Genomic DNA, 18,681 nt, shown 5'->3' with positions numbered 1-18,681 from the left:
GGAACCCCAGCCCTGACCATACCGCGACTCACGCCGAAGTGGTGGAACTGGTAGACACGCTGTCTTGAGGGGGCAGTGGGAGTAATCCTGTGCGGGTTCGAGTCCCGCCTTCGGCACGGCCCCGCTCTATGGCCGGCTATGGGGGTACTTGGCGAGTCAAAACTCAGGTCAGCGGCTGGCGCCGGAGGTGATTGACCCGCTGCGTCGCGCAGACGACGGTGCGTTGGGCTGCAGGGATCGGCTGAGCCATTGCAGCCTCAATCGTGTTAATATACCGAAGGGTAACAGGAGCAAAGGAGGCATAATGAATAGTTACCGAATTCGATGGGTCACGGCAGTGGCCGCACTCCTGATGTCGGCCCTGCCAGCGCAGGACTTGCTCGGCCTGATGGATAATGCCAGGGAAGAACTGGCGGCGGAAAGATGGGCGGCCGCCCGCGCTCTGCTGGAAACGGTGCTGGAACACGATGACACCTATGCCCCGGCCCACTTTGAACTCAGCAAGCTCGCTATCACCGTGGATGACTTGACAGGCGCCCAGAAGCATATTGACGCCGCTGTGGAGGCCCAGCCGCGCAATGAAGACTACCGGGCCCATGCCGAGCGGATTGATGCCCTGAGCTCGCTGATGAGCAACGCTCACCGGTCCTACACTGCGCGCGACTTTCTGGACGCAGTCAGCATTTACGAACAGGTTATCGATTCTCATCCCGACTTCGCCAACGCCTATTATGGGATGGGGAAGGCGTTTGCCGAGGCGGAATTGCAACGGGAAGCGGCCCAGGCATTCAGGCAGGCGCGGGACCTCAACCCCTCTGACCCCCGTTACGGATCCGCCCTGAATAAACTGGCCGCAGACAAGTACAACCTGGGCAACCGTGCGTATCGCTCCAGGGACTGGGAATCCGCGATTCAGGTCTATCAGGAAACCATCGAGCTGAATCCCGAATTTCACCAGGCCTACCTGCAGCTGGCCAGGGCTTACCTGCGGTGGGATGATAATGACGTTGACGCCGCAATTGGCGCCCTGGATCGTTGCCTGACTGTGAAGCCCGATTACATCAGTGCCTACGTGGAAAAGGGCAACATTCTGCGCCGGGATGGTCGCTACGCAGATTCCGAGGCGGTCTTTCGCCAGGCGTTGGCCATCGATGCCCGGTCAGATCGCGTGCTGGTGGGGCTGGGATCGGTTGTGAAGCGCGATGACGCCAGGATGGAAGAGGCCGTTGAGGTTTTCAAACAGGCGCTTGCGGTCAACCCGAAGAGTGGGGATGCTGCCGAGTACCTGGGTGAGATTTACAGCGAGCAGAAAAGTTGGGACAGCGCCCACAAGTACCTTCTCATCGCGGTGGATCTTAAGTCGAAGAGTCATGTAGCCGCCTGGCGGCTGGCCCATGTTTATAACGCCCTCGGTGATTTTGACCAGGCGCTGCTCAGTGCCAAACGGAGCACGGAACTGAAAAAGTCATTTGAGTATGCGTGGTTTGAAAAGGGCCTGGCGGATAAGGCGCTGGGCAACCGACAGGCAGCCATTGCCGCCTTCAGGGAGGCCAAGAAAGGCCGCGACGCGAGTATTCGCAAAAGCGCTGACTATGAGCTCAAGCAGCTGGACCCCTCCTCTCAGTAGCGCAAATTTCCGGTCCATCCAAGCCCCGCTCCCGACCCCAAAGGCGGGGGTATCCTGTCGTGACAAGTAATCGAGCTTGCGTTTAGCCTGCAATTGTGGCGCAAAACTCCGGCTTAGAAGGTCGTTTCGTCACGACGGGGGCTTGACCTCAAGTCGCTATGGGCCGAGCTGTCCTCCCCTAAGGCCAGATACGCCGTAAATTCAGGCTGCGTTCGGTACAAGAATGTGCCAGGCGGCGAACAAAATCGCTGGCACGGGAGCCAACTGATCGGTATGAGGCGAACATTGAGATATAAAGTGGTGACAAGATACGTCGCCGTCCTTGCCACCCTGTTTCTAGGGCTCACCTGCGACGAGCACACCCAGGCCGAGGAAGAACCCCATTTTGGGCTGGAGTTCACCTGGCACCTCTGGCAGATCAACGTATCGACGCGCGATTCAGTTGTGCGATTCCCGTTCGAGGTAACCTATCTGGGCGATACGCCCACCGATGCCATCGCTACTGCCCACATTTACATCGGTAGCGATTCCACCGGCATCCTGGAGCATCTCCAGCAAGACGTTCCACCCCCAGACGGCGGTCAGTGGACTAGCTTCGCGAGGGTCGCCGGCCTCATGGAATCGGCCCTCCGCTACTCCCTGAGTGCGACGATACATTTCACCGGCGACGTGGATTGAGGCCACCGCGACCTCGCGCCATTCATCCGCCCACCCTTGACATCCCCCCCTTCTCCGTACCATCACTCGCCCGGGACCCCAATCCCTCCCACCATCTGCGGTGGAAACCTCGCTTGGTTTGGGAAGGGTCCTGGGCATCTCTTTGCCCGGATGTCCACAAAAGAAGGTAGCAGGCTGCCTCTGTTAGCTCCGGTATTAAGTGTCGTTATTCGCAGGTTACGGTCCCGCCGTAGCAATACACGCCCGACGCGATACTGCTCACATCGTACTCGATACTGCTCACGTCAGACTCGATATTGCTCACGTTAGACTTGATACTGCTCACGTTAGACTTGATACTGCTTAAGCTGCTCTCAAAATCCGATAGCCGGCTCATCACATCATCCACATCGTAGATTGTATATTGTGGGGACTTAAGTCCGAGAAAGCTAAGTGTTGTCAGTACCATAACTATCCCCAGTATGAAACTCTTGATATGAATCTTGATCGGTCTCATTTTTTCCTCCACTTGTTGAACTAGAGAATCCTGTACTTTCATGCCATCGACCAGTCCGATTAAATCCCGCCCAATATAAGTACGAAAATCAGCCCCAGAATGCTCCCTGAGTGCGTTTCTCGCCTGTAGGAATGTCCTAGTGCCGCCCCCACGGCCCGCGCCACTGTTGTAACTTTTCCCATGCCCTTGCAACGCTGGTATAGCCCCGAGGAAGTAGCCGCTGCGCTGTCGGTGAGCTATGACACCGTGATGCGGCGTATCGCAGACGGTAGCGCTGATGCCGAGGCCGACTATAATCTCGAAGACCTGGTTGAGCTGGTGGCAATGGTGAAGGAGCGTAACGGCACATGATCTACGTGGGCACCGATCTGGTGGAGGTGGATCGTATTCGTGCGCTGATGACCAAGTGGCCGGAGCGTTTTCTGGCCCGCATTTTCACCCCCGACGAGATCGAATATTGCCAGCGCCAGGCCCGGCCTACGTTGCATTTTGCCGGCCGCTTCGCGGCCAAGGAAGCGGTGAAAAAAGTGCTCTACTCAGCGGGCCACCGGGAACCGATCCCGTTCCGGCAGATTCGGGTCCACCGTGATGCCCACGGCGCCCCCCTGGTCAGCCTGGCGGGTCTTAGCGCCCAGCCGCAGGTTTCCATCAGTCACGTTGAGCACCACGCCATTGCCACGGCGGTGCTGGAAGCGCCATGATGCACGTGCTTAAAACGGAGGCCAGCCGGGGGCTGGACAGCTATACGGTGGTGGCCGGCAGCAAGACCGAACTCGAGCTCATGCGCAATGCGGGTCGCGCCGTTGCCGTGGAGGCAGCCAAGGCAGTCGACGGTGACACCTCACGCGCCCTGCTGGTCATCGCTGGGAAAGGGCACAACGGCGGCGATGGCATCGCGGCGGCGGGTTTCCTGAACCGCTGGGACTATTCCTGTCGGGTGGAACTGCTAGGCACGCTCGCGGAACAGGACCCGGTGGTAGGCGCCACGTACCTGGAGGCCGACCTGGAGGTGAGCGAGTCCGCTGAGCCCCACGCTATCACCTGGACCGATTACGCCCTGGTCATTGACGCTCTCTTGGGTGTCGGCGTGACCCAGCCCCTCAGGGAGCCGGTCCTGCCCTGGGTCCAGGCCCTGCACCCGTTCGACGGCCCCGTGCTCGCCGTTGACGTGCCCACCGGCCTAGGCAGTGATACGGGACAGGTTTGGAACGAGTCGGTGAACGCCCGCTTGACAGTCACGATGGGCTACCCCAAACTGGGCCTGCTGCTCAACGCCGGCCCCGCTGTCAGTGGCCGGGTGGTGGTGGCGGACATCGGGTTTGATGCCGGTTATTTTGCGGGCGGGGGGTCAGCGCTTTTCCAGTTCCAAAGGGAGGACTTTGCTGCTTTGAACCGGGTCCCAGCCCGCCAGACCTTCAAGCATCGCCAGGGCAAGGTACTCGTTGTCGCCGGGTCGCGGGGCATGACCGGCGCGGCCGTACTGGCGGCCGAGGCCACGCTACTGGCGGGGGCTGGTCTCGCCCTGGCGGCCTGTCCGCTCAGCCTCCAACCGCTGTATGTGACCTCCCTGATGCCCGCCGTGATGACTGCGGGGCTGGCCGACAATCAGGAGGGCCGCTTTTTGCCCGCTCATGTCGCGGCGCTGAAGAAGGCCCTTGGCTGGAGCACGGCGCTGGTGGTGGGGCCGGGGCTTTCCCGCGAGCCGGATACCCTGACCTTCGTCACTGCGCTGGTAGAGCAGGCCGGGGTGCCCATCTTGATCGATGCTGATGGTCTGGCGCCCTATGCCGATTCACTGGAACTGCTTTCCGCCACCAAAGCACCCCTGGTCCTCACTCCTCACGCCCAGGAATTTGCCCAACTTTTCGGGGTTGAGCTGCGCGAAGTCCAGGACGACCCGGTGGGCGTGCTGGAGCAGGTACACGCCCGCATTGCCTGTACGGTAGTGCTGAAGGGCGCGCCCACACTGACGCTGCTCTCCACGGGCAGCGTGGTCGTTAACAGCACGGGGAACCCGGGCCTGGCCACCGCGGGCAGCGGCGATGTACTTTCAGGCGTCATCGGCACATTTCTGAGCCAGGGCTACAGTGCGGACGATGCGGCCCTGATGGGTGTCTGGCTACATGGCCGGGCGGGCGATCTGGCCCGCGCCAGCCTGGGCGCCCAGGGGCTCACCAGCCCGAATCTGTTGGAGCAGCTCCCGCTGGCGCTGGCTGAGTTTGACCCGTGGTCATGAGTGCTGCCGTGCGCTGGGCTTTGCTCTATGCGCTGTTGATCATCGGCCTCTCTTCAATCCCCGGCAGTAGCTATCCCAATGTGCGGCTGTTGAGCTACGATAAAGTTATCCATTTCAGCGAATATGCGATTTTTGGAGTATTGATCAGCCGGGTGCTGGTCGTGAAGTTCACCTCATTCTCGCTGGTAGTGCTGGCGGTCTTGCTCATTGCGGCGGTCTTCGGCGCCGCTGATGAGCTCTACCAGCGGCTCATTCCCGGGCGTGATGCCAGTGTGGGGGACTGGGTGGCAGATGTGGCGGGTAGCGTGGCGGGCAGCCTGGTTGCCCTGCGGCTAACGGCAAAGCATGATCAAGCACCTCTCGATCAGTAATCTGGCTGTCATCCGGGAGCTGGAGGTCTCCTTCGGTCCCGGGCTGAACATCATCACCGGGGAGACGGGCGCCGGCAAGTCCATCCTCATCGATGCCGTGGGTCTGCTGGTGGGTGGGCGTGCATCGGCAGACGTTATCCGCACGGGGGCAGCATCCGCAGTGGTGGAAGGTGAATTTGTCAATGGGGGCGTGAGTCAGCTGGTCCGCCGGGTAATCCGGGCGGGGGGCGCTTCACGCACTTTCGTCAACGATGAACCGGTCAAGCTCGACGAGCTCAGCTCCCTGGCCAACTCGTGGGTGGATCTGCATGGACAGCATGAGCACCAGTCGTTGCTGCGGGTTGCGACCCATCTCGACTTTCTGGACGCCTACGCCGGACTGCTGCCCGACCGCGAGGTGCTGGCACATACCTACGGCTATCTTGTCCAGGTAAGCAGGGATCTTGAGCGACTTTCGGATCAGGTCGCTCGAGCTGCGGAGGTCCAGCAGCTGCAGCTGTTTCAGCTCAAGGAACTGGACGACGCGGACCTCTCGCTTGAGGAGGAGGAGGCGCTTGGCAGGGAACACAGACTTTTGGCCCAGGCTGATGAGCTGCACCGGCTGCTGGCCGCAGTGGAAAATCGACTGCTGAAGGACGAGACATCCCTGGCGGGCGAAGCGGGGGCCCTGCTCAAACAGTTGGAGCGCTACGAGCAACTCTCCCCGGAGCTGGGCCAGCTGCATGAACGCCTGGCAGCACTCAAGGTTGAGCTGGAAGACCTGGCCTACGAGGCGGGTCGTTACGGCCTGACGGTAACCCCTGACCCGCAACGTCTGGCGCAGATTGAGGGGCGTTTGGGTGAACTGGAAACGGTCAAGCGCAAGTATGGCGGCTCTATCCCGTCTGCTATGAAACAGCGGGCCAGCCTCCGGGAGGCCCTGGCCGCCTTTGATGCCTCTGATGAGCAGTTGGTCCGCTTGCGGGAAGAGCGGGAGCGGCTCTCCAGCGCCTACGCCGCGGAATGCCAGGCCCTGTCACGGCAACGACTGGTGGCCCGGGTTCAGCTGGCCGAGGCCGTCATGGACACACTGACCCGCCTGGACATGCCTGGCGCGCGCATGGAGGTGCGACTGGATAATGTCGCCGACAAAAAGGGCCTCTGTGTGATCGATGGCCAGGCCTACAAAAGCGACGCCGGCGGCTTTGACCAGGTGGAATTCTACCTCAGCCCCAACCCAGGCGAAGATTTGCGCCCGCTGGCCAAGATCGCCTCGGGTGGCGAGGTGTCCCGCATCATGCTGGGCATAAAAACTGTGCTGGCGGAATACGATCAAGTGGGTAGCCTGATCTTCGACGAAATCGATAGCGGCATCTCCGGTTCGACGGCTGAGTTGGTGGGCGTGGCGCTCAAGGAACTGGCCCGCGCCCGGCAGGTCATTGTGATTACCCACCTGCCACAGATCGCGGCGCGTGGCGACCACCACTTGACCGTCTCCAAATCGGTCATCGAGGGCCGCACTGAGAGTGCCGTCCGCGTGGTTGAGGGCGCAGCCAGACAGCGTGAGATTGCCCGCTTGCTCAGCGGTGCCGAAATCACGGGCGCCGGCCTCGACCAGGCGGCGGAGCTCCTGGCCCCCTCGTCGCGCAAGGCATCGGTGAACAGCCATGGATAAGTTTGTCATTGAGGGTGGCCACTCGTTGTCGGGCGAGATCAGCGTATCCGGCGCCAAAAATGCCGCCCTGCCCATTATGGCGGCTACCATCCTGTGGCCCGATCGTTATGTCCTGACCAATGTCCCCCATCTGCGGGACACGCTGACCATGGCACGCCTCATGGGTCTCATCGGCGCCCGGCTGAGTTTTCAAAACAACCGCATGGAGATCGACACCACCAACTGCGACAAAACTGAAGCGCCCTACGAACTGGTCAAGACCATGCGGGCTTCGTTTTACGTGCTGGGACCGCTCCTGGCCAGGTTTGGGCGGTGCCGGGTCTCGCTGCCGGGCGGTTGCAACTGGGGCCCCCGGCCGGTGGACCTGCATTTGAAGGCCCTGCAGCTGCTGGGTGCTGATATCAGCCTGGAAGAGGGTTACATCATCGGGCGGGGCCGATTGAAAGGTGCCGCCATTCACTTCGAGACCAGCAGCGTTGGAGCGACGGGCAATACGCTCATGGCCGCCGTGCGCGCAGAGGGCGAGACCGTGATCACCAACGCCGCCCGGGAGCCTGAAATCACGGCGCTGGCCCACTTCCTCCAGGCGCTGGGCGCACAGATAGAGGGCATCGGTACCACGACCCTGATCATTGTGGGACAGCCGGAACTCCACGGCGCAGAGTACGCCATTATCCCGGACCGCATCGAGGCCGCGACGTTTCTCATTGCCGGCGCCCTGCTGGGTGACGGGCTCAAGATCACCGGCGCACGCGAGGATCACGTGGCTGCCGTGCTCAACCATTTGAAAGCTGCTGGTGCGCTCATCCGGCAGACCGATGGCAGCCTTGAAATTTCCCGGCCTGCCTCCCTCATACCCGTGGATATTGTCACCAAGCCCTATCCCGGCTATCCCACCGACCTGCAGGCCCAATGGATCGTGTTGATGAGCCAGGCGGAGGGCACCAGCGCCATCCGGGACACGATTTACAGCGACCGGTTCACCCACGTGCCCGAATTGGTACGGCTGGGGGCCATGATCAAGGTAGAGGGAAATCAGGCGCTGGTTGCGGGCCCCACCCCGCTCATCGGTGCGCCCGTGATGTCCACCGATATCCGGGCCAGCGCCGCCCTGCTCCTGGCCGCCCTGGCAGCCCGCGGCAGCACGGAAATTTCGCGCGTCTACCACATTGACCGGGGCTACGAAGCCATCGAGAAAAAGTTCTCCGCGCTGGGCGCCCGCATAGAGCGGATACGAGGGGAAATCCAGGCGTAGAACAGTTGATTCCTCGTGTGTATGGCTGTACTTTGGGCCGATTGAAAATGGTGACCCTTGTCAAACTGACGGGACATCGCATTCGCACGATCATCCACCGGCTTGCCACCCCGCTGGCTGGCATCCCACCGCTGGAGGACTATGCACCCCTCGCCTCCCTAACGTATTTGCACCTCGCGGGCGACTTCCGCGTCGCGTAGCGCCATGATTGACCTGCGTAGCGACACAGTCACTGTGCCAACGCCCGCCATGCGGGAGGCCATGGCCCAGGCGCCGGTGGGCGATGACGTGTTCGGGGAAGATCCCACCGTCAATGAACTGCAGATTGAAGTGGCGCAGCTGCTGGGCAAGGAGGCGGGGCTGTATGTTCCCTCCGGCACCATGGCGAATCAGATCGCCATCAAGGCACACACCCAGCCCGGCGATGAGGTCATCTGCGAAGTTGGCGCCCATATCATGAACTACGAAGCCGGCGGGCCGGCCTTTCACAGCCAGGTGCAGCTGGGGCCCATCCAGGGAGTTTTGGGTGCTTTTACCGCCGATCAACTGGTGGAGGCCATTCGACCCCCCAATGTGCATGTACCGCCTACCAAACTGGTGTCCATCGAAAACACGCATAACCGGGCCGGCGGCACCATATTTCCGTTTGAGGAGCTGCGTCGCGTGGCCCAGGTGGCCCGTCAGCACGACCTGCGCCTGCATTTGGATGGCGCCCGGCTGATGAATGCCGTCGTGGTCAGCGGGATCTCCGCCAGTGACTGGGCCGCACCGTTTGATTCGGTCTCTATCTGCCTCTCCAAGGGGTTGGGAGCGCCGGTGGGATCGGTGCTTTGCGGCACGGAAGACTTCGTCGCGCGGGCCCATCGGTACCGGAAGGTGTTTGGCGGGGGCATGCGCGAAGCCGGCATCATCGCTGCCGGGGCCCTCTATGCCATTCGCCACCATGTGGACGATCTGGCTGAGGACCACCGCCGTGCCAGGGAGCTGGCCGAGGCCCTGGCCCTGCTGGCTGGAGTCAAGCTGAATCCTGAAGACGTCCACACCAACATTATTATCTTCGCGGTGGATGATTCTCTGGGTACGGGTGCCGACATCGAGTCCAGGTTCAAATCCGAGGGGCTGCTTTGCTTTGCCGTCGGCCGGCAGAAACTGCGCATGGTCGCGCATCGGGACATCGATGATCAGGACGTGGACCGGGCCATCAAGGCGTTCCGAAAGGTGTTAGGCTGAGGTGTCGCTCAGGATTGTCATTATCGGGGCAGGCGAGGTGGGCTTCAATCTGGCCAAGGAGCTCAGCCGGGAAGACCACGATATTACCGTTGTTGACAACAAGGCCGAAAAGGTGAAGCGGGCCAGCGAAACATTGGATGTCAACACGCTGGAAGGTAACGGCGCGTCGCCCTTCATTCTGCGAAGCGCCCAGGTTGACAGGGCCGACATATTTCTGGCCCTCACCCGCATTGACGAGGTCAATCTGGTGGCCAGCCAGATGGCGAAAAAACTGGGCGCCCGGACGGTCATTGCGCGGCTCCGCAACACCGAGTACACCTCCCCCAAGGCGATCATTGAGCCGGCGCAGTTCGGCATTGACGAAGTGATCCACCCCGAGTTGGCGGCGGTGGAGGAGGTCGAGCGGCTGTTGCGGCAGAGTTCGGCCACCGATGTGAAGGAATTCGAGGCCGGCCGGCTCCAGTTGGTGGGCGTGTTGCTGGAGCCGTCGTCTGTCCTGGTAGACCGCACCGTCGCCGATGTTTCCAGCGCCCGTAACGCGGCCCCGCACATGGTTATCGCCATCGACCGGGGCGGCAACCATTTTACGCCCCGCTCCAGCACCACCTATCAGGCCGGGGACATCGTGTACGTGCTGGCTGAGGCCGGCCACGTTTCCCGCATCGTGACCATGCTGGGCAAGCCTTCCCGGGAAGTCAAGCGCGTCATGATACTGGGTGCCGGGAAAATTGGCCGCAATCTTGCCAGCCGCCTGCAGGATGACCTTGACGTCAAATTGGTTGATTCCAACAAGAGCAAGGCCTGGGAAATTGCGCCCAGCCTCACTGAAACCCTCGTCCTGCATGGCGACGGCACCGACATAGACTTTCTCCTGGCCGAGAATATTGATGAGATGGACAGTTTTATCGCGGTAACCCAGGATGAGCAGACCAACTTGCTCACCGGACTGCTGGCCAAACAGCTGGGGGCTCAGCATGTCATCGTGCACCTGGCCACCACCAGCTATCTCCCCATTGCTCGCCGCATCGGCATCGATGCTGCCATCAGCAAGAACATGGCTACGGTGGAGGCGATTCTACGGGTCATCAAATCCAGCGGTGAACGGTCGGTGAGCAGCTTTGAGGATTTGAAATTGGATGCCGTGGAGATCGTAACCCAAGCAGGCAGCAAGATTACCAAAAAGCCTCTCCGGGATGTGGGTCTTCCGGATGACGTGGTTCTGGGAGCCGTCATGCGCGGCGACCAGATCGAAATTCCCGGCGGCCACAGCCGGATCCTTTCCGGGGATCGCGTCCTCGTCTTTGCCAGGGATGACGAGGTCGAGAAGGTCCAAAAGTACTTCAGCTAGGCCAGCCGTGAACAGGAAGGCCGTCTTCAGCATTCTCTTCATTCTCATCGTCTTTCTGGGCATCTCCATGCTGCTGAGCGCCGTTTGGGCCTGGTATTTCGACGATGGCGATCTGCCTGCCATTCTGAAATCAAGCGGCCTGTGCGTGGGGCTGGGGGTGCCGGGCTACTTCCTCACCCGTGGGCGCTATAATCTTACCGGCCGGGATGGTTTTGCCATTGTCGCCCTAGGCTGGATCACGCTGGCATTCTTTGCCGCCCTCCCCTTTTTCATTTCTGGCGCCATCCCCAGTTTTACGGATGCCTTTTTCGAGGCCATGTCGGGCCTCAGCACCACCGGTGCCACCATTCTGGGCGACCCCGTCCGGCACCCCCACCTGCCCCTGGGCATCGAAAGCATGCCGCGGGGGCTGCTCTTCTGGCGGGCCTTCATCCAATGGATTGGCGGCATGGGGATCATCATGTTTTCCGTGGCCATTCTGCCTCTCATGGGCATGGGCGGCACCTCCCTGCTGCGGGCCGAGGTGCCCGGCCCGACCGTCGATCGCATCCAGCCACGCATCCAGCAGACCGCCAAGACGCTCTGGCTGACCTACCTGATCATTAGTGCCGCCGAAGCTGGGCTGTTGCGGCTGGGTGGCCTCTCCTGGTTCAGCAGCCTGACCCACACTTTCACCACCATGGCCACCGGTGGCTTCTCCATCAATAGCGACAGCATCAGCGCCCAAACGGCCTACATTCAGTACGTGGTGATCTTCTTCATGCTCGTGGCCGGCATCAACTTTACCCTCCACGGCAAACTTATCCTGAACCGGGTCAACCGCTACCGGGGTAACCGCGAACTCTACTTCTTCCTGAGCATTATAGGAATCTTTACGCTGTTGATTTTTGGGGATATCGCCATGAACAATTACGGCTGGGGTGAGTACAGCCTCCGCCATGCCCTCTTCGTGGCTGTATCCATTACCACTACCACCGGCTTCGGCACGGTGGACTATGAATCGTGGTCCACTTTCGCCCAGATGCTGGTCTTTGCCCTGTTTTTTATCGGCGGTTCGGCGGGGTCCACCGGCGGCGGCATCAAGGTTGTGCGCCTGCTTGTGGTGGTCAAATACATCGTGGCCGAGGTTCGCAAATTGATCCACCCCCATGGCATCATTCCGGTGAAAGTGGGCGACCAGATGATCCCCGATGAAGTGATTCGGAACACCCTGGGGTTTATCCTGTTATACCTGGGCCTTTTTCTCGTGGTGGCACTGGCGCTGAGCTTTTTCCAGCTCGACATGGTATCGGCGCTCACGGCGGCTGCATCTGCCATCGGAAACATCGGCCCGGCCTTCGGCTCGCTGGGGCCGCATGATAACTATGCCCACCTGGCCGATGGCGCCAAGTGGCTGCTCTGCTTTGCCATGCTCTTGGGCCGGCTCGAGATTTTCACCGTCATGGTCCTTTTCAGCCGTACGTTCTGGAAATAGCGCCGGCAATTAACGAGGATGTCCCCTATGGCTTATGTGCGCATCGCTATCGACGGCCCTCTGGCGACCATTACCATCGACCGGCAGGAGGCCCTGAATGCCCTGAACGAGCAGGTCATGGATGAGCTCTCAAGTGCTCTGGATGAGGTCAACGTTGACGAGGTCCGCGCGGTGGCCATCACGGGGGCGGGGGAGCAGGCCTTCATCGCTGGGGCCGACATCAAGGAGTTTCCCCGGCTCAGCCCCGCCGGCGCGCGGGACTTTGCCCTGCGGGGACAGGCTGTAGCCCAAAAAATCGAGGACCTGCCCAAGCCGGTCATCGCTGCGGTGAACGGTTTTGCCCTGGGCGGTGGCTGCGAGCTGGCCCTCGCGTGTCACCTGCGCGTGGCCGCGGACACGGCCAGCTTCGGTCAGCCCGAGGTGCACCTGGGCATCATGGCCGGCTTCGGCGGCTCACAGCGCTTGCCCCGGCTGGTGGGCAAGGGTATGGCGCTGGAGCTGCTCACCACCGGACGCCGGGTGACCGCCCAGGAGGCCCTGCGTATCGGCTTGGTGAATATGGTTACCTCGCCCGCTGACCTGCTGCCCGCCTGTGGCAAACTGGCTGCCCAGATCGCCCAGGGGGCGCCTCTGGCCGTAGCGCTCACCCTGCAGGCGGTGAACCAAGGCTTGGACCTGCCCCTGAGTGAGGGTCTGGCAAATGAAGCCCGTCTCTTCGAACAGACTTTCGCTACAGAGGACATGCGGGAAGGGGTCGCGGCATTTATTGAGAAGCGGAAACCGAATTTTGTGGGCAAGTAGGCGGCTGCCAAGATGAGCGCCACCATCGCAACCCTCCCCTCCGGCCAGGTGCGCCTGAAATGCTACAATCCCCGCACCGGCGAGTCCCTTGGGGAACTGGATTGCCACAGCCTGGAAGCGGTGGACCAGGTGCTTGAGAATCTGCGGCAGGCGGCCGCCAGTTATAACCGCTCCGCAATGAGCGAGCGGGTACGCCTGGTGCGGCGGTTCCGCAAGGCCCTGGCTCGACGACTGGACGACCTGGTAGCGACCATTTGCGCCGAAACGGGCAAGACTCAGCCCGAGGCCCTGCTGGAAATATTTGGCGCCCTGGAGCTGATTCGGTTTGGCGAGCGGGAAGCCGGACGAACGCTGCGCCGCGAGTATCGCCCCAGCGGGGCCCTGCTCCATAAGCGCGGCTACGTGGACTACCGGCCCTACGGCGTGGCGGTGATCATCGCACCGTGGAACTATCCCTTTGTGTTGGTGGTGGGGCCGGTGGTGGAGGCCCTGCTGGCGGGCAACGCCGTAGTCGCCAAACCGTCCGAATACACCAGCCTTTCCGCGCTGCTCCTCAAGGAGATTTTCGATGCCGCCACCGGCAGGCCCGAGCTATTCAGCATCGTGTTGGGCGCAGGGGCGGTGGGGCAGCACCTGGTCAGCTCGCCCCTCAGCGATATTATCTGCTTCACCGGCAGCTCCAAGGTGGGCGCAGCCGTTGGCCAGGCCTGCGCCGCCCGCTTGAAACCGGCCATCCTGGAGCTGGGCGGCAAGGACCCCATGATCGTTCTGGACGACGCCAACCTCAGCCGCGCCGCCAAGGCCGCCGTCTGGGGCGGCTTCACCAACGCCGGGCAGACCTGTGTGGCCGTGGAACGGGTCTATGTGTTGGCCTCGGTCTATGATCGGTTTCTCCATATGGTCAGGGCGGAGGCGCAAAAACTGGCCACCGACGGCCAACCCAGCGCCGTCATGGGTCCCGTTACCGTCGACAGCCAGGTCGACAGGATCAAGGGGCACCTGCGGGACGCCGAATCCAAGGGCGCGCGGATTGAACGCTTTGGTTCCGACAACGGACGCCAACTGCCCCCGGCGGTCATCACCAACGTGGACCACAGCATGACCATCATGACCGAGGAGACCTTCGGCCCCGAGCTGGCGATCATGTCGGTGGCCTCGGAAGAAGAGGCTATACGGCAGGCCAACGACAGCCGCTTCGGCCTCAGCGCGTACATTTTCACCGGCAGCGAGCGCCGGGGCCGCCGTGTGGCCCGGCAACTGGCCTGCGGCTCGGTGGCCATCAACGATGTAATCGTGCAGTTCGGCATGGCCTCGTTGCCCTTCGGGGGCTGGCGGAACAGCGGACTGGGCCGCTTGCATGGCCGCGAGGGTCTGCTGAGTTTCTCACAGCAACAGGCGGTGGTGGGCAGCCGCGTGCTCCTGCCGGCGGAACTCTGGTGGTACGGCATGGGCGCCAGGTCCCGCGGCTGGATGCAACGCTGCATGCGCTGGTGGTACGGCTAGGCGGCCGGCATAAGCCATGAAAGTTCTCGGCATCGAGCACGTGGCTGTGGCCGTTGAGGACGCAGACGAACCGGCGCGCGTATTTTCGCAGCTGCTGGGCATTCGCGACCACACCACGGAGGAGGTGCCCGGCCAGCAGGTCATCACCGATATTTTCGATACGGGTGCCGGCAAGGTTGAGCTCCTCAGGGCCACCTCCGCCGATGCCCCCATCGCGCGCTTCCTGGAAAAGCGGGGGCCCGGTCTGCATCATATCGCTTTCCTGGTGGACGACCTGAGGGCGTGGCTGGAGCATCTCCAGGCGGAGGGTGTCGAGCTGATTGACCGGGAACCAAGACCCGGCGCTGAGGGCCATCTGATTGCCTTTCTGCACCCCCGTTCCACCGCCGGTGTCCTGGTGGAACTGTGCCAGAAACCCTGACCCTCGCGGAAAAGCGTAAGCGTCTCCCGCGTTCGCCGGGGGTCTACCTCTTCAAGGATGCCCACGGGACCATCATCTACATCGGCAAGGCCAAGGTGCTCCGCAACCGGGTGAGTTCCTACTTCCGGTCCCCGGCGGGCAAAGACTTCAAGACGCAGCGCATGGTGCCCAAGATCGCCGATCTGGACTGGATCGTGCTGGGCAGCGAAAAGGATGCCCTCGTGGCGGAGCAGGATCTGGTACGACACCACCAACCGCGCTACAACATCCTGCTCAAGGATGACAAGTCCTTCCCCTACATCCGCATCACCGCCGAGCCCTACCCCCAGGTGCTCATCACGCGACGCCTCGTCCAGGACGGCGGCCAGTACCTGGGGCCGTATACCGACGTAAAGCACCTGCGCGAGACTCTCCAGGTGTTGCACAAGATTTTCCCCATCCGCACCTGTACCTACCACATTACGGCTGACACCATCAAGCAGCGGGTGCACAAGGTCTGCCTGGACTACCACATCAAACGGTGCGAGGGGCCTTGCGAGGGACTGGTGAGCCAGGGCCACTACCAGGACATGATGAAGCAGGTGGTGGCCTTTCTTCAGGGGCGCTCGGATGAAATTACGGCCCGCCTCCGGCGCGAGATGGATGCCGCCTCAGCGGGGCTGCGCTTCGAGGACGCCGGCCAGCGCCGGGACCAGCTCCGCGCCCTGCAGCATTATGCCCGGCGTCAAAAGGTGGTCACCCGCGATCCCGCCGATCGCGATATCCTGGCGGTGGACAGCGCCAGCAGCTACGGCGTGGGAGTTGTCCTGCGCGTGCGCCAGGGCCGGCTGCTGGGGAAAGAGAAATTTGACCTGGCGGTGGCCGACCCGCAAGACCGCAAGGACAACTTTTACGGCTTCCTGAAGCTCTACTACAGTCAGGCGGCGTTCATTCCCGGCGAAGTGGTGGTGCCCGAGGCCGCGGATGACCGCCCGGCGCTGGAGGGCTGGCTCACCGAGCGGGCGGGGCGCAAGGTCCGCCTGGTCCATGCCCAGCGGGGGGAGAAAGCCCGCCTCGTGCGCATGGCCATGCGGAACGCCACCCTCATGCTGAACGAGATCAAGCTGCACAAGGCCCGGCGGCGGGAGCTGCTGCCCTCATCCGTAGAGCGCCTGCAGGAAGATCTGGGACTGGAGGTGCCGCCCCGGCGCATCGAGGGTTTTGACAACTCCAACATCCAGGGCGCCCAGCCCGTCTCGGCCATGGTCTGCTTCGTGGATGGCAGGCCCAGGAAGGGGGACTACCGCAAGTACCACATCAAGACCGTCACCGGCGCGGACGACTACGCTTCCATGCACGAGGTGGTCACCCGCCGCTACCGCCGGGTGCTGGACGAAGGCACACCCCTGCCCGATCTGGTCCTCATCGATGGCGGCAAGGGGCAGCTCTCCATGGCCAAGGCCGCCCTGAACGATCTGGGGCTCTCCTACGTGCCGGTCATCGGGCTGGCCAAGCGGCTGGAAGAGGTCTACCGCCCCGGCCACGCGGAGCCGTTCAACATACCCAAATCCTCGCCCGGCCTGTTGCTCCTCCGCCGGGTACGGGACGAGGCCCACCGCTTTGCCATCACCTTCCACCGCCAGCAGCGCGGCAAGGCCATGACCACCTCCGTCCTGGACGACGTCCCCGGCGTGGGCCCGAAGCGCCTCAAGGCCATCTGGACAGTGTTTGATTCACTGGAGGCCATCGCAAAGGCCGGTGCCGGTGAAATCGCGGAGCGGGCCGGGCTGCCGCAGGCGGTAGGGGAGGCGGTCAAGGCGCGGGCGCGGGAGGTGAGGGGGGAGGTGGGGGATGCGGATAACGAGAACTGAACACCAGTTGCGCTACCGGAGCCCCGCGTCATACATTTCGGCCAGAAGGCATGAATCAAAGAGTTGGCATCGCCAACGAATCGCGATATGATTGTCGAGAGAATGGACTCAAAATTCAAGATCGAGTAGCGGCAAAGAATTATTTGGTTAGGCTAAGCAGGAGGCGAATTCGTAATGACACTAACATTCTCGGAAACCGAAATTCAGGCGCTTTTCGGCCATGAGGCAGCGGAGGATGAAGACCCGGAGCGCCTTCGAGACTACTATTTCAAGACCGCCACTTATGACCATGTGGCAACCGACCTTTCGCTCCGAATTCTTGTTGGCCACAAAGGCATTGGGAAATCTGCGCTATTTGCTATTGCCATAGCAGAGGATAGGGAGCAGGGCAGAATCGCAGTGCTCATCAAGCCAGACGATATTGCCGAGCTTGGCACCGATACAACTGATTTTCTGAAAACCGTGCGCGCATGGAAGCTCGGTTTGGTCGAAATCATCGCCTCCAACGTGCTACGTTCGTTTGGCAGATCGGGAGCTGGGATATCCAGCAAACTGAAGCAATTCGGAGGTGGAGTTCTCGAATTTCTTAAGAATTCCTTCAGAGAACCGGACAATCTGAAGCTTGACGCAACCAACCAGCATCTAGTCACTCAATTCCTCAAAAATAGCGTGCTGACGGTCTACATTGATGATCTTGATAGAGGCTGGGAAGGGCGGCGCCAGGACGTTGTCAGAATCTCGGCATTATTGAATGCTGTTCGTGACTTGATCAATGAGAATCGCGGAATCCGCGTTCGTGTAAGCCTCCGGTCGGATGTCTATTACCTTGTTCGGACATCGGATGAGTCCACTGATAAGATTGAGGGCTCTGTCATTTGGCAGACATGGACAAATCACGAGATATTTGTCCTACTTATAAAACGCATTGAGACGTTCTTTGGTCGTACGATTGATGAGCAATATCTTCTCAAGGAGCCGCAGCGCAACCTTGCACGTTATCTTTCACCTGTGATGGAGTTACGGTTTGCTGGCGAAGGGAAATGGAAGAACGCTCCAATGCACAGAATTCTAATGTCACTTATTCGTAAAAGGCCTCGTGATCTTGTGAAGCTTTGTACGCTCGCCGCCCGGAATGCGCGGGAACATCGATTTGAAAAATTATATACTCAGAATTTCCGCGAGATTTTTACCGAGTATTCCCAGGGCCGAATCCAAGATACAATCAACGAATTCAGATCTGAACTCGCGGATATTGAGCGTCTGATCTTGAGTATGAAGCCCGCCAAGAAGGAGAGGCGCACCAAGGTTGGCTATGTCTATGATACGGGACAATTGCTTCAGAAGATAAATGACATTCGGCAGTCGGGTGAATTTCGCTTTGCTAACAAAAAAGTCGCTACCCAGAAGGAATTGGCTGCCTTCCTTTACAAAATCAATTTCCTCACCGCGCGCAAGGAAACCGAAGACGGAATAGTCCGCATGTACTTCGAGGAGAATCGGTACCTTTCGAATGAGTTTGTTGATTTCGGATTCGCATGGGAAGTTCACCCTGCATACCGATGGGCTCTCCAGCCCGACTCGATTGATCAGATCTTCGCATCATTGGAATTGAGTGCCGCTTGAGGGCCGGCAAGGAATATCACCCACATGGGAACGACCGATGATGCGCCTCGCTCCGCTATCTTTGGGTAGTACCCTGGTAATCACTGCGGAACGCATCCGGGAAGTCCCGGTACA

General features: G+C 61.0%; 18 protein-coding genes and 1 tRNA gene. 18 read left to right on the top strand and 1 reads right to left on the bottom strand.

Features of this window, described 5'->3' with window-relative positions; translation table 11 throughout:
• Nucleotides 1-32: 32 nt before the first annotated feature.
• The 3 genes from IH971_05490 to IH971_05480 all read left to right on the top strand — a co-directional run bounded on the left by IH971_05490 (nt 33) and on the right by IH971_05480 (nt 2,305).
• Nucleotides 33-116: transfer RNA gene (locus IH971_05490), tRNA-Leu, on the top strand.
• Between the two features lie 188 nt (nt 117-304).
• Nucleotides 305-1,627 carry a tetratricopeptide repeat protein gene (locus IH971_05485; GenBank protein MCH7497287.1) on the top strand — a complete coding sequence of 441 codons (1,323 nt, stop codon included), beginning with the start codon at nt 305-307 and terminating at the stop codon, nt 1,625-1,627.
• Between the two features lie 300 nt (nt 1,628-1,927).
• Nucleotides 1,928-2,305, top strand: coding sequence for a hypothetical protein (locus IH971_05480; GenBank protein ID MCH7497286.1), 378 nt, complete (start codon nt 1,928-1,930; stop codon nt 2,303-2,305).
• A 205-nt stretch (nt 2,306-2,510) separates the two neighbouring features.
• On the opposite strand, the gene IH971_05475 is transcribed toward IH971_05480, so the two are convergent.
• Nucleotides 2,511-2,801: a hypothetical protein gene (locus IH971_05475; GenBank protein MCH7497285.1), complete on the bottom strand. Its 291-nt coding sequence runs from the start codon at nt 2,799-2,801 to the stop codon at nt 2,511-2,513.
• A gap of 180 nt (nt 2,802-2,981) precedes the next feature.
• On the opposite strand from IH971_05475, the gene IH971_05470 reads away from it, so the two are divergent.
• From IH971_05470 to IH971_05400, 15 genes are all read left to right on the top strand, one after another.
• On the top strand, nt 2,982-3,152 hold the full coding sequence (locus tag IH971_05470) for a hypothetical protein (protein MCH7497284.1): 171 nt from the start codon (nt 2,982-2,984) through the stop codon (nt 3,150-3,152).
• Complete coding sequence (gene acpS / locus IH971_05465; protein ID MCH7497283.1) at nt 3,149-3,502, top strand: holo-ACP synthase; 354 nt, start codon at nt 3,149-3,151, stop codon at nt 3,500-3,502. The genes IH971_05470 and acpS overlap by 4 nt, the downstream gene beginning before the upstream one ends.
• Entirely contained in the window at nt 3,499-5,037 is a 1,539-nt protein-coding gene (locus IH971_05460; protein ID MCH7497282.1) for an NAD(P)H-hydrate dehydratase, read from the top strand. Before acpS ends, IH971_05460 begins: the two co-directional genes overlap by 4 nt.
• The gene (gene vanZ / locus IH971_05455; protein MCH7497281.1) at nt 5,034-5,408 is read left to right on the top strand and encodes a VanZ family protein; all 375 of its coding nucleotides are present in this window, start codon (nt 5,034-5,036) and stop codon (nt 5,406-5,408) included. The genes IH971_05460 and vanZ overlap by 4 nt, the downstream gene beginning before the upstream one ends.
• Nucleotides 5,383-7,062, top strand: a complete 1,680-nt coding sequence (recN, locus tag IH971_05450) for a DNA repair protein RecN (GenBank protein ID MCH7497280.1) — start codon at nt 5,383-5,385, stop codon at nt 7,060-7,062. Before vanZ ends, recN begins: the two co-directional genes overlap by 26 nt.
• A complete protein-coding gene (gene murA, locus IH971_05445) occupies nt 7,055-8,317 on the top strand; it encodes a UDP-N-acetylglucosamine 1-carboxyvinyltransferase (GenBank protein MCH7497279.1) in 1,263 nt (420 codons plus the stop codon). The genes recN and murA overlap by 8 nt, the downstream gene beginning before the upstream one ends.
• Nucleotides 8,318-8,349: 32 nt before the next feature.
• The gene (locus tag IH971_05440) at nt 8,350-8,517 is read left to right on the top strand and encodes a hypothetical protein (GenBank protein MCH7497278.1); all 168 of its coding nucleotides are present in this window, start codon (nt 8,350-8,352) and stop codon (nt 8,515-8,517) included.
• 4 nt (nt 8,518-8,521) lie between these two features.
• Entirely contained in the window at nt 8,522-9,547 is a 1,026-nt protein-coding gene (locus tag IH971_05435) for a low specificity L-threonine aldolase (protein MCH7497277.1), read from the top strand.
• A gap of 1 nt (nt 9,548) precedes the next feature.
• Nucleotides 9,549-10,895 (top strand): Trk system potassium transporter TrkA, encoded by a 1,347-nt coding sequence (gene trkA, locus IH971_05430; protein ID MCH7497276.1) that lies wholly within the window; start codon nt 9,549-9,551, stop codon nt 10,893-10,895.
• 67 nt (nt 10,896-10,962) lie between these two features.
• Nucleotides 10,963-12,369, top strand: coding sequence for a TrkH family potassium uptake protein (locus tag IH971_05425; protein MCH7497275.1), 1,407 nt, complete (start codon nt 10,963-10,965; stop codon nt 12,367-12,369).
• Nucleotides 12,370-12,396: 27 nt separating this feature from the next.
• A complete protein-coding gene (locus IH971_05420) occupies nt 12,397-13,170 on the top strand; it encodes an enoyl-CoA hydratase/isomerase family protein (protein MCH7497274.1) in 774 nt (257 codons plus the stop codon).
• A gap of 12 nt (nt 13,171-13,182) precedes the next feature.
• Nucleotides 13,183-14,673, top strand: coding sequence for an aldehyde dehydrogenase family protein (locus tag IH971_05415; GenBank protein MCH7497273.1), 1,491 nt, complete (start codon nt 13,183-13,185; stop codon nt 14,671-14,673).
• Nucleotides 14,674-14,689: 16 nt separating this feature from the next.
• On the top strand, nt 14,690-15,094 hold the full coding sequence (gene mce, locus IH971_05410) for a methylmalonyl-CoA epimerase (GenBank protein ID MCH7497272.1): 405 nt from the start codon (nt 14,690-14,692) through the stop codon (nt 15,092-15,094).
• On the top strand, nt 15,079-16,944 hold the full coding sequence (locus IH971_05405) for an excinuclease ABC subunit C (protein ID MCH7497271.1): 1,866 nt from the start codon (nt 15,079-15,081) through the stop codon (nt 16,942-16,944). The genes mce and IH971_05405 overlap by 16 nt, the downstream gene beginning before the upstream one ends.
• Nucleotides 16,945-17,118: 174 nt before the next feature.
• Nucleotides 17,119-18,567, top strand: coding sequence for a hypothetical protein (locus IH971_05400; protein ID MCH7497270.1), 1,449 nt, complete (start codon nt 17,119-17,121; stop codon nt 18,565-18,567).
• Nucleotides 18,568-18,681 lie beyond the last annotated feature (114 nt).

The organism is Candidatus Neomarinimicrobiota bacterium, from assembly GCA_022560655.1.
In the GTDB taxonomy this organism is placed as follows: domain Bacteria; phylum Fidelibacterota; class Marinisomatia; order SCGC-AAA003-L08; family TS1B11; genus JADFSS01.
Note: the sequence above shows the minus strand (reverse complement) of the source record. Positions and strands in the feature narration are given on the sequence as shown.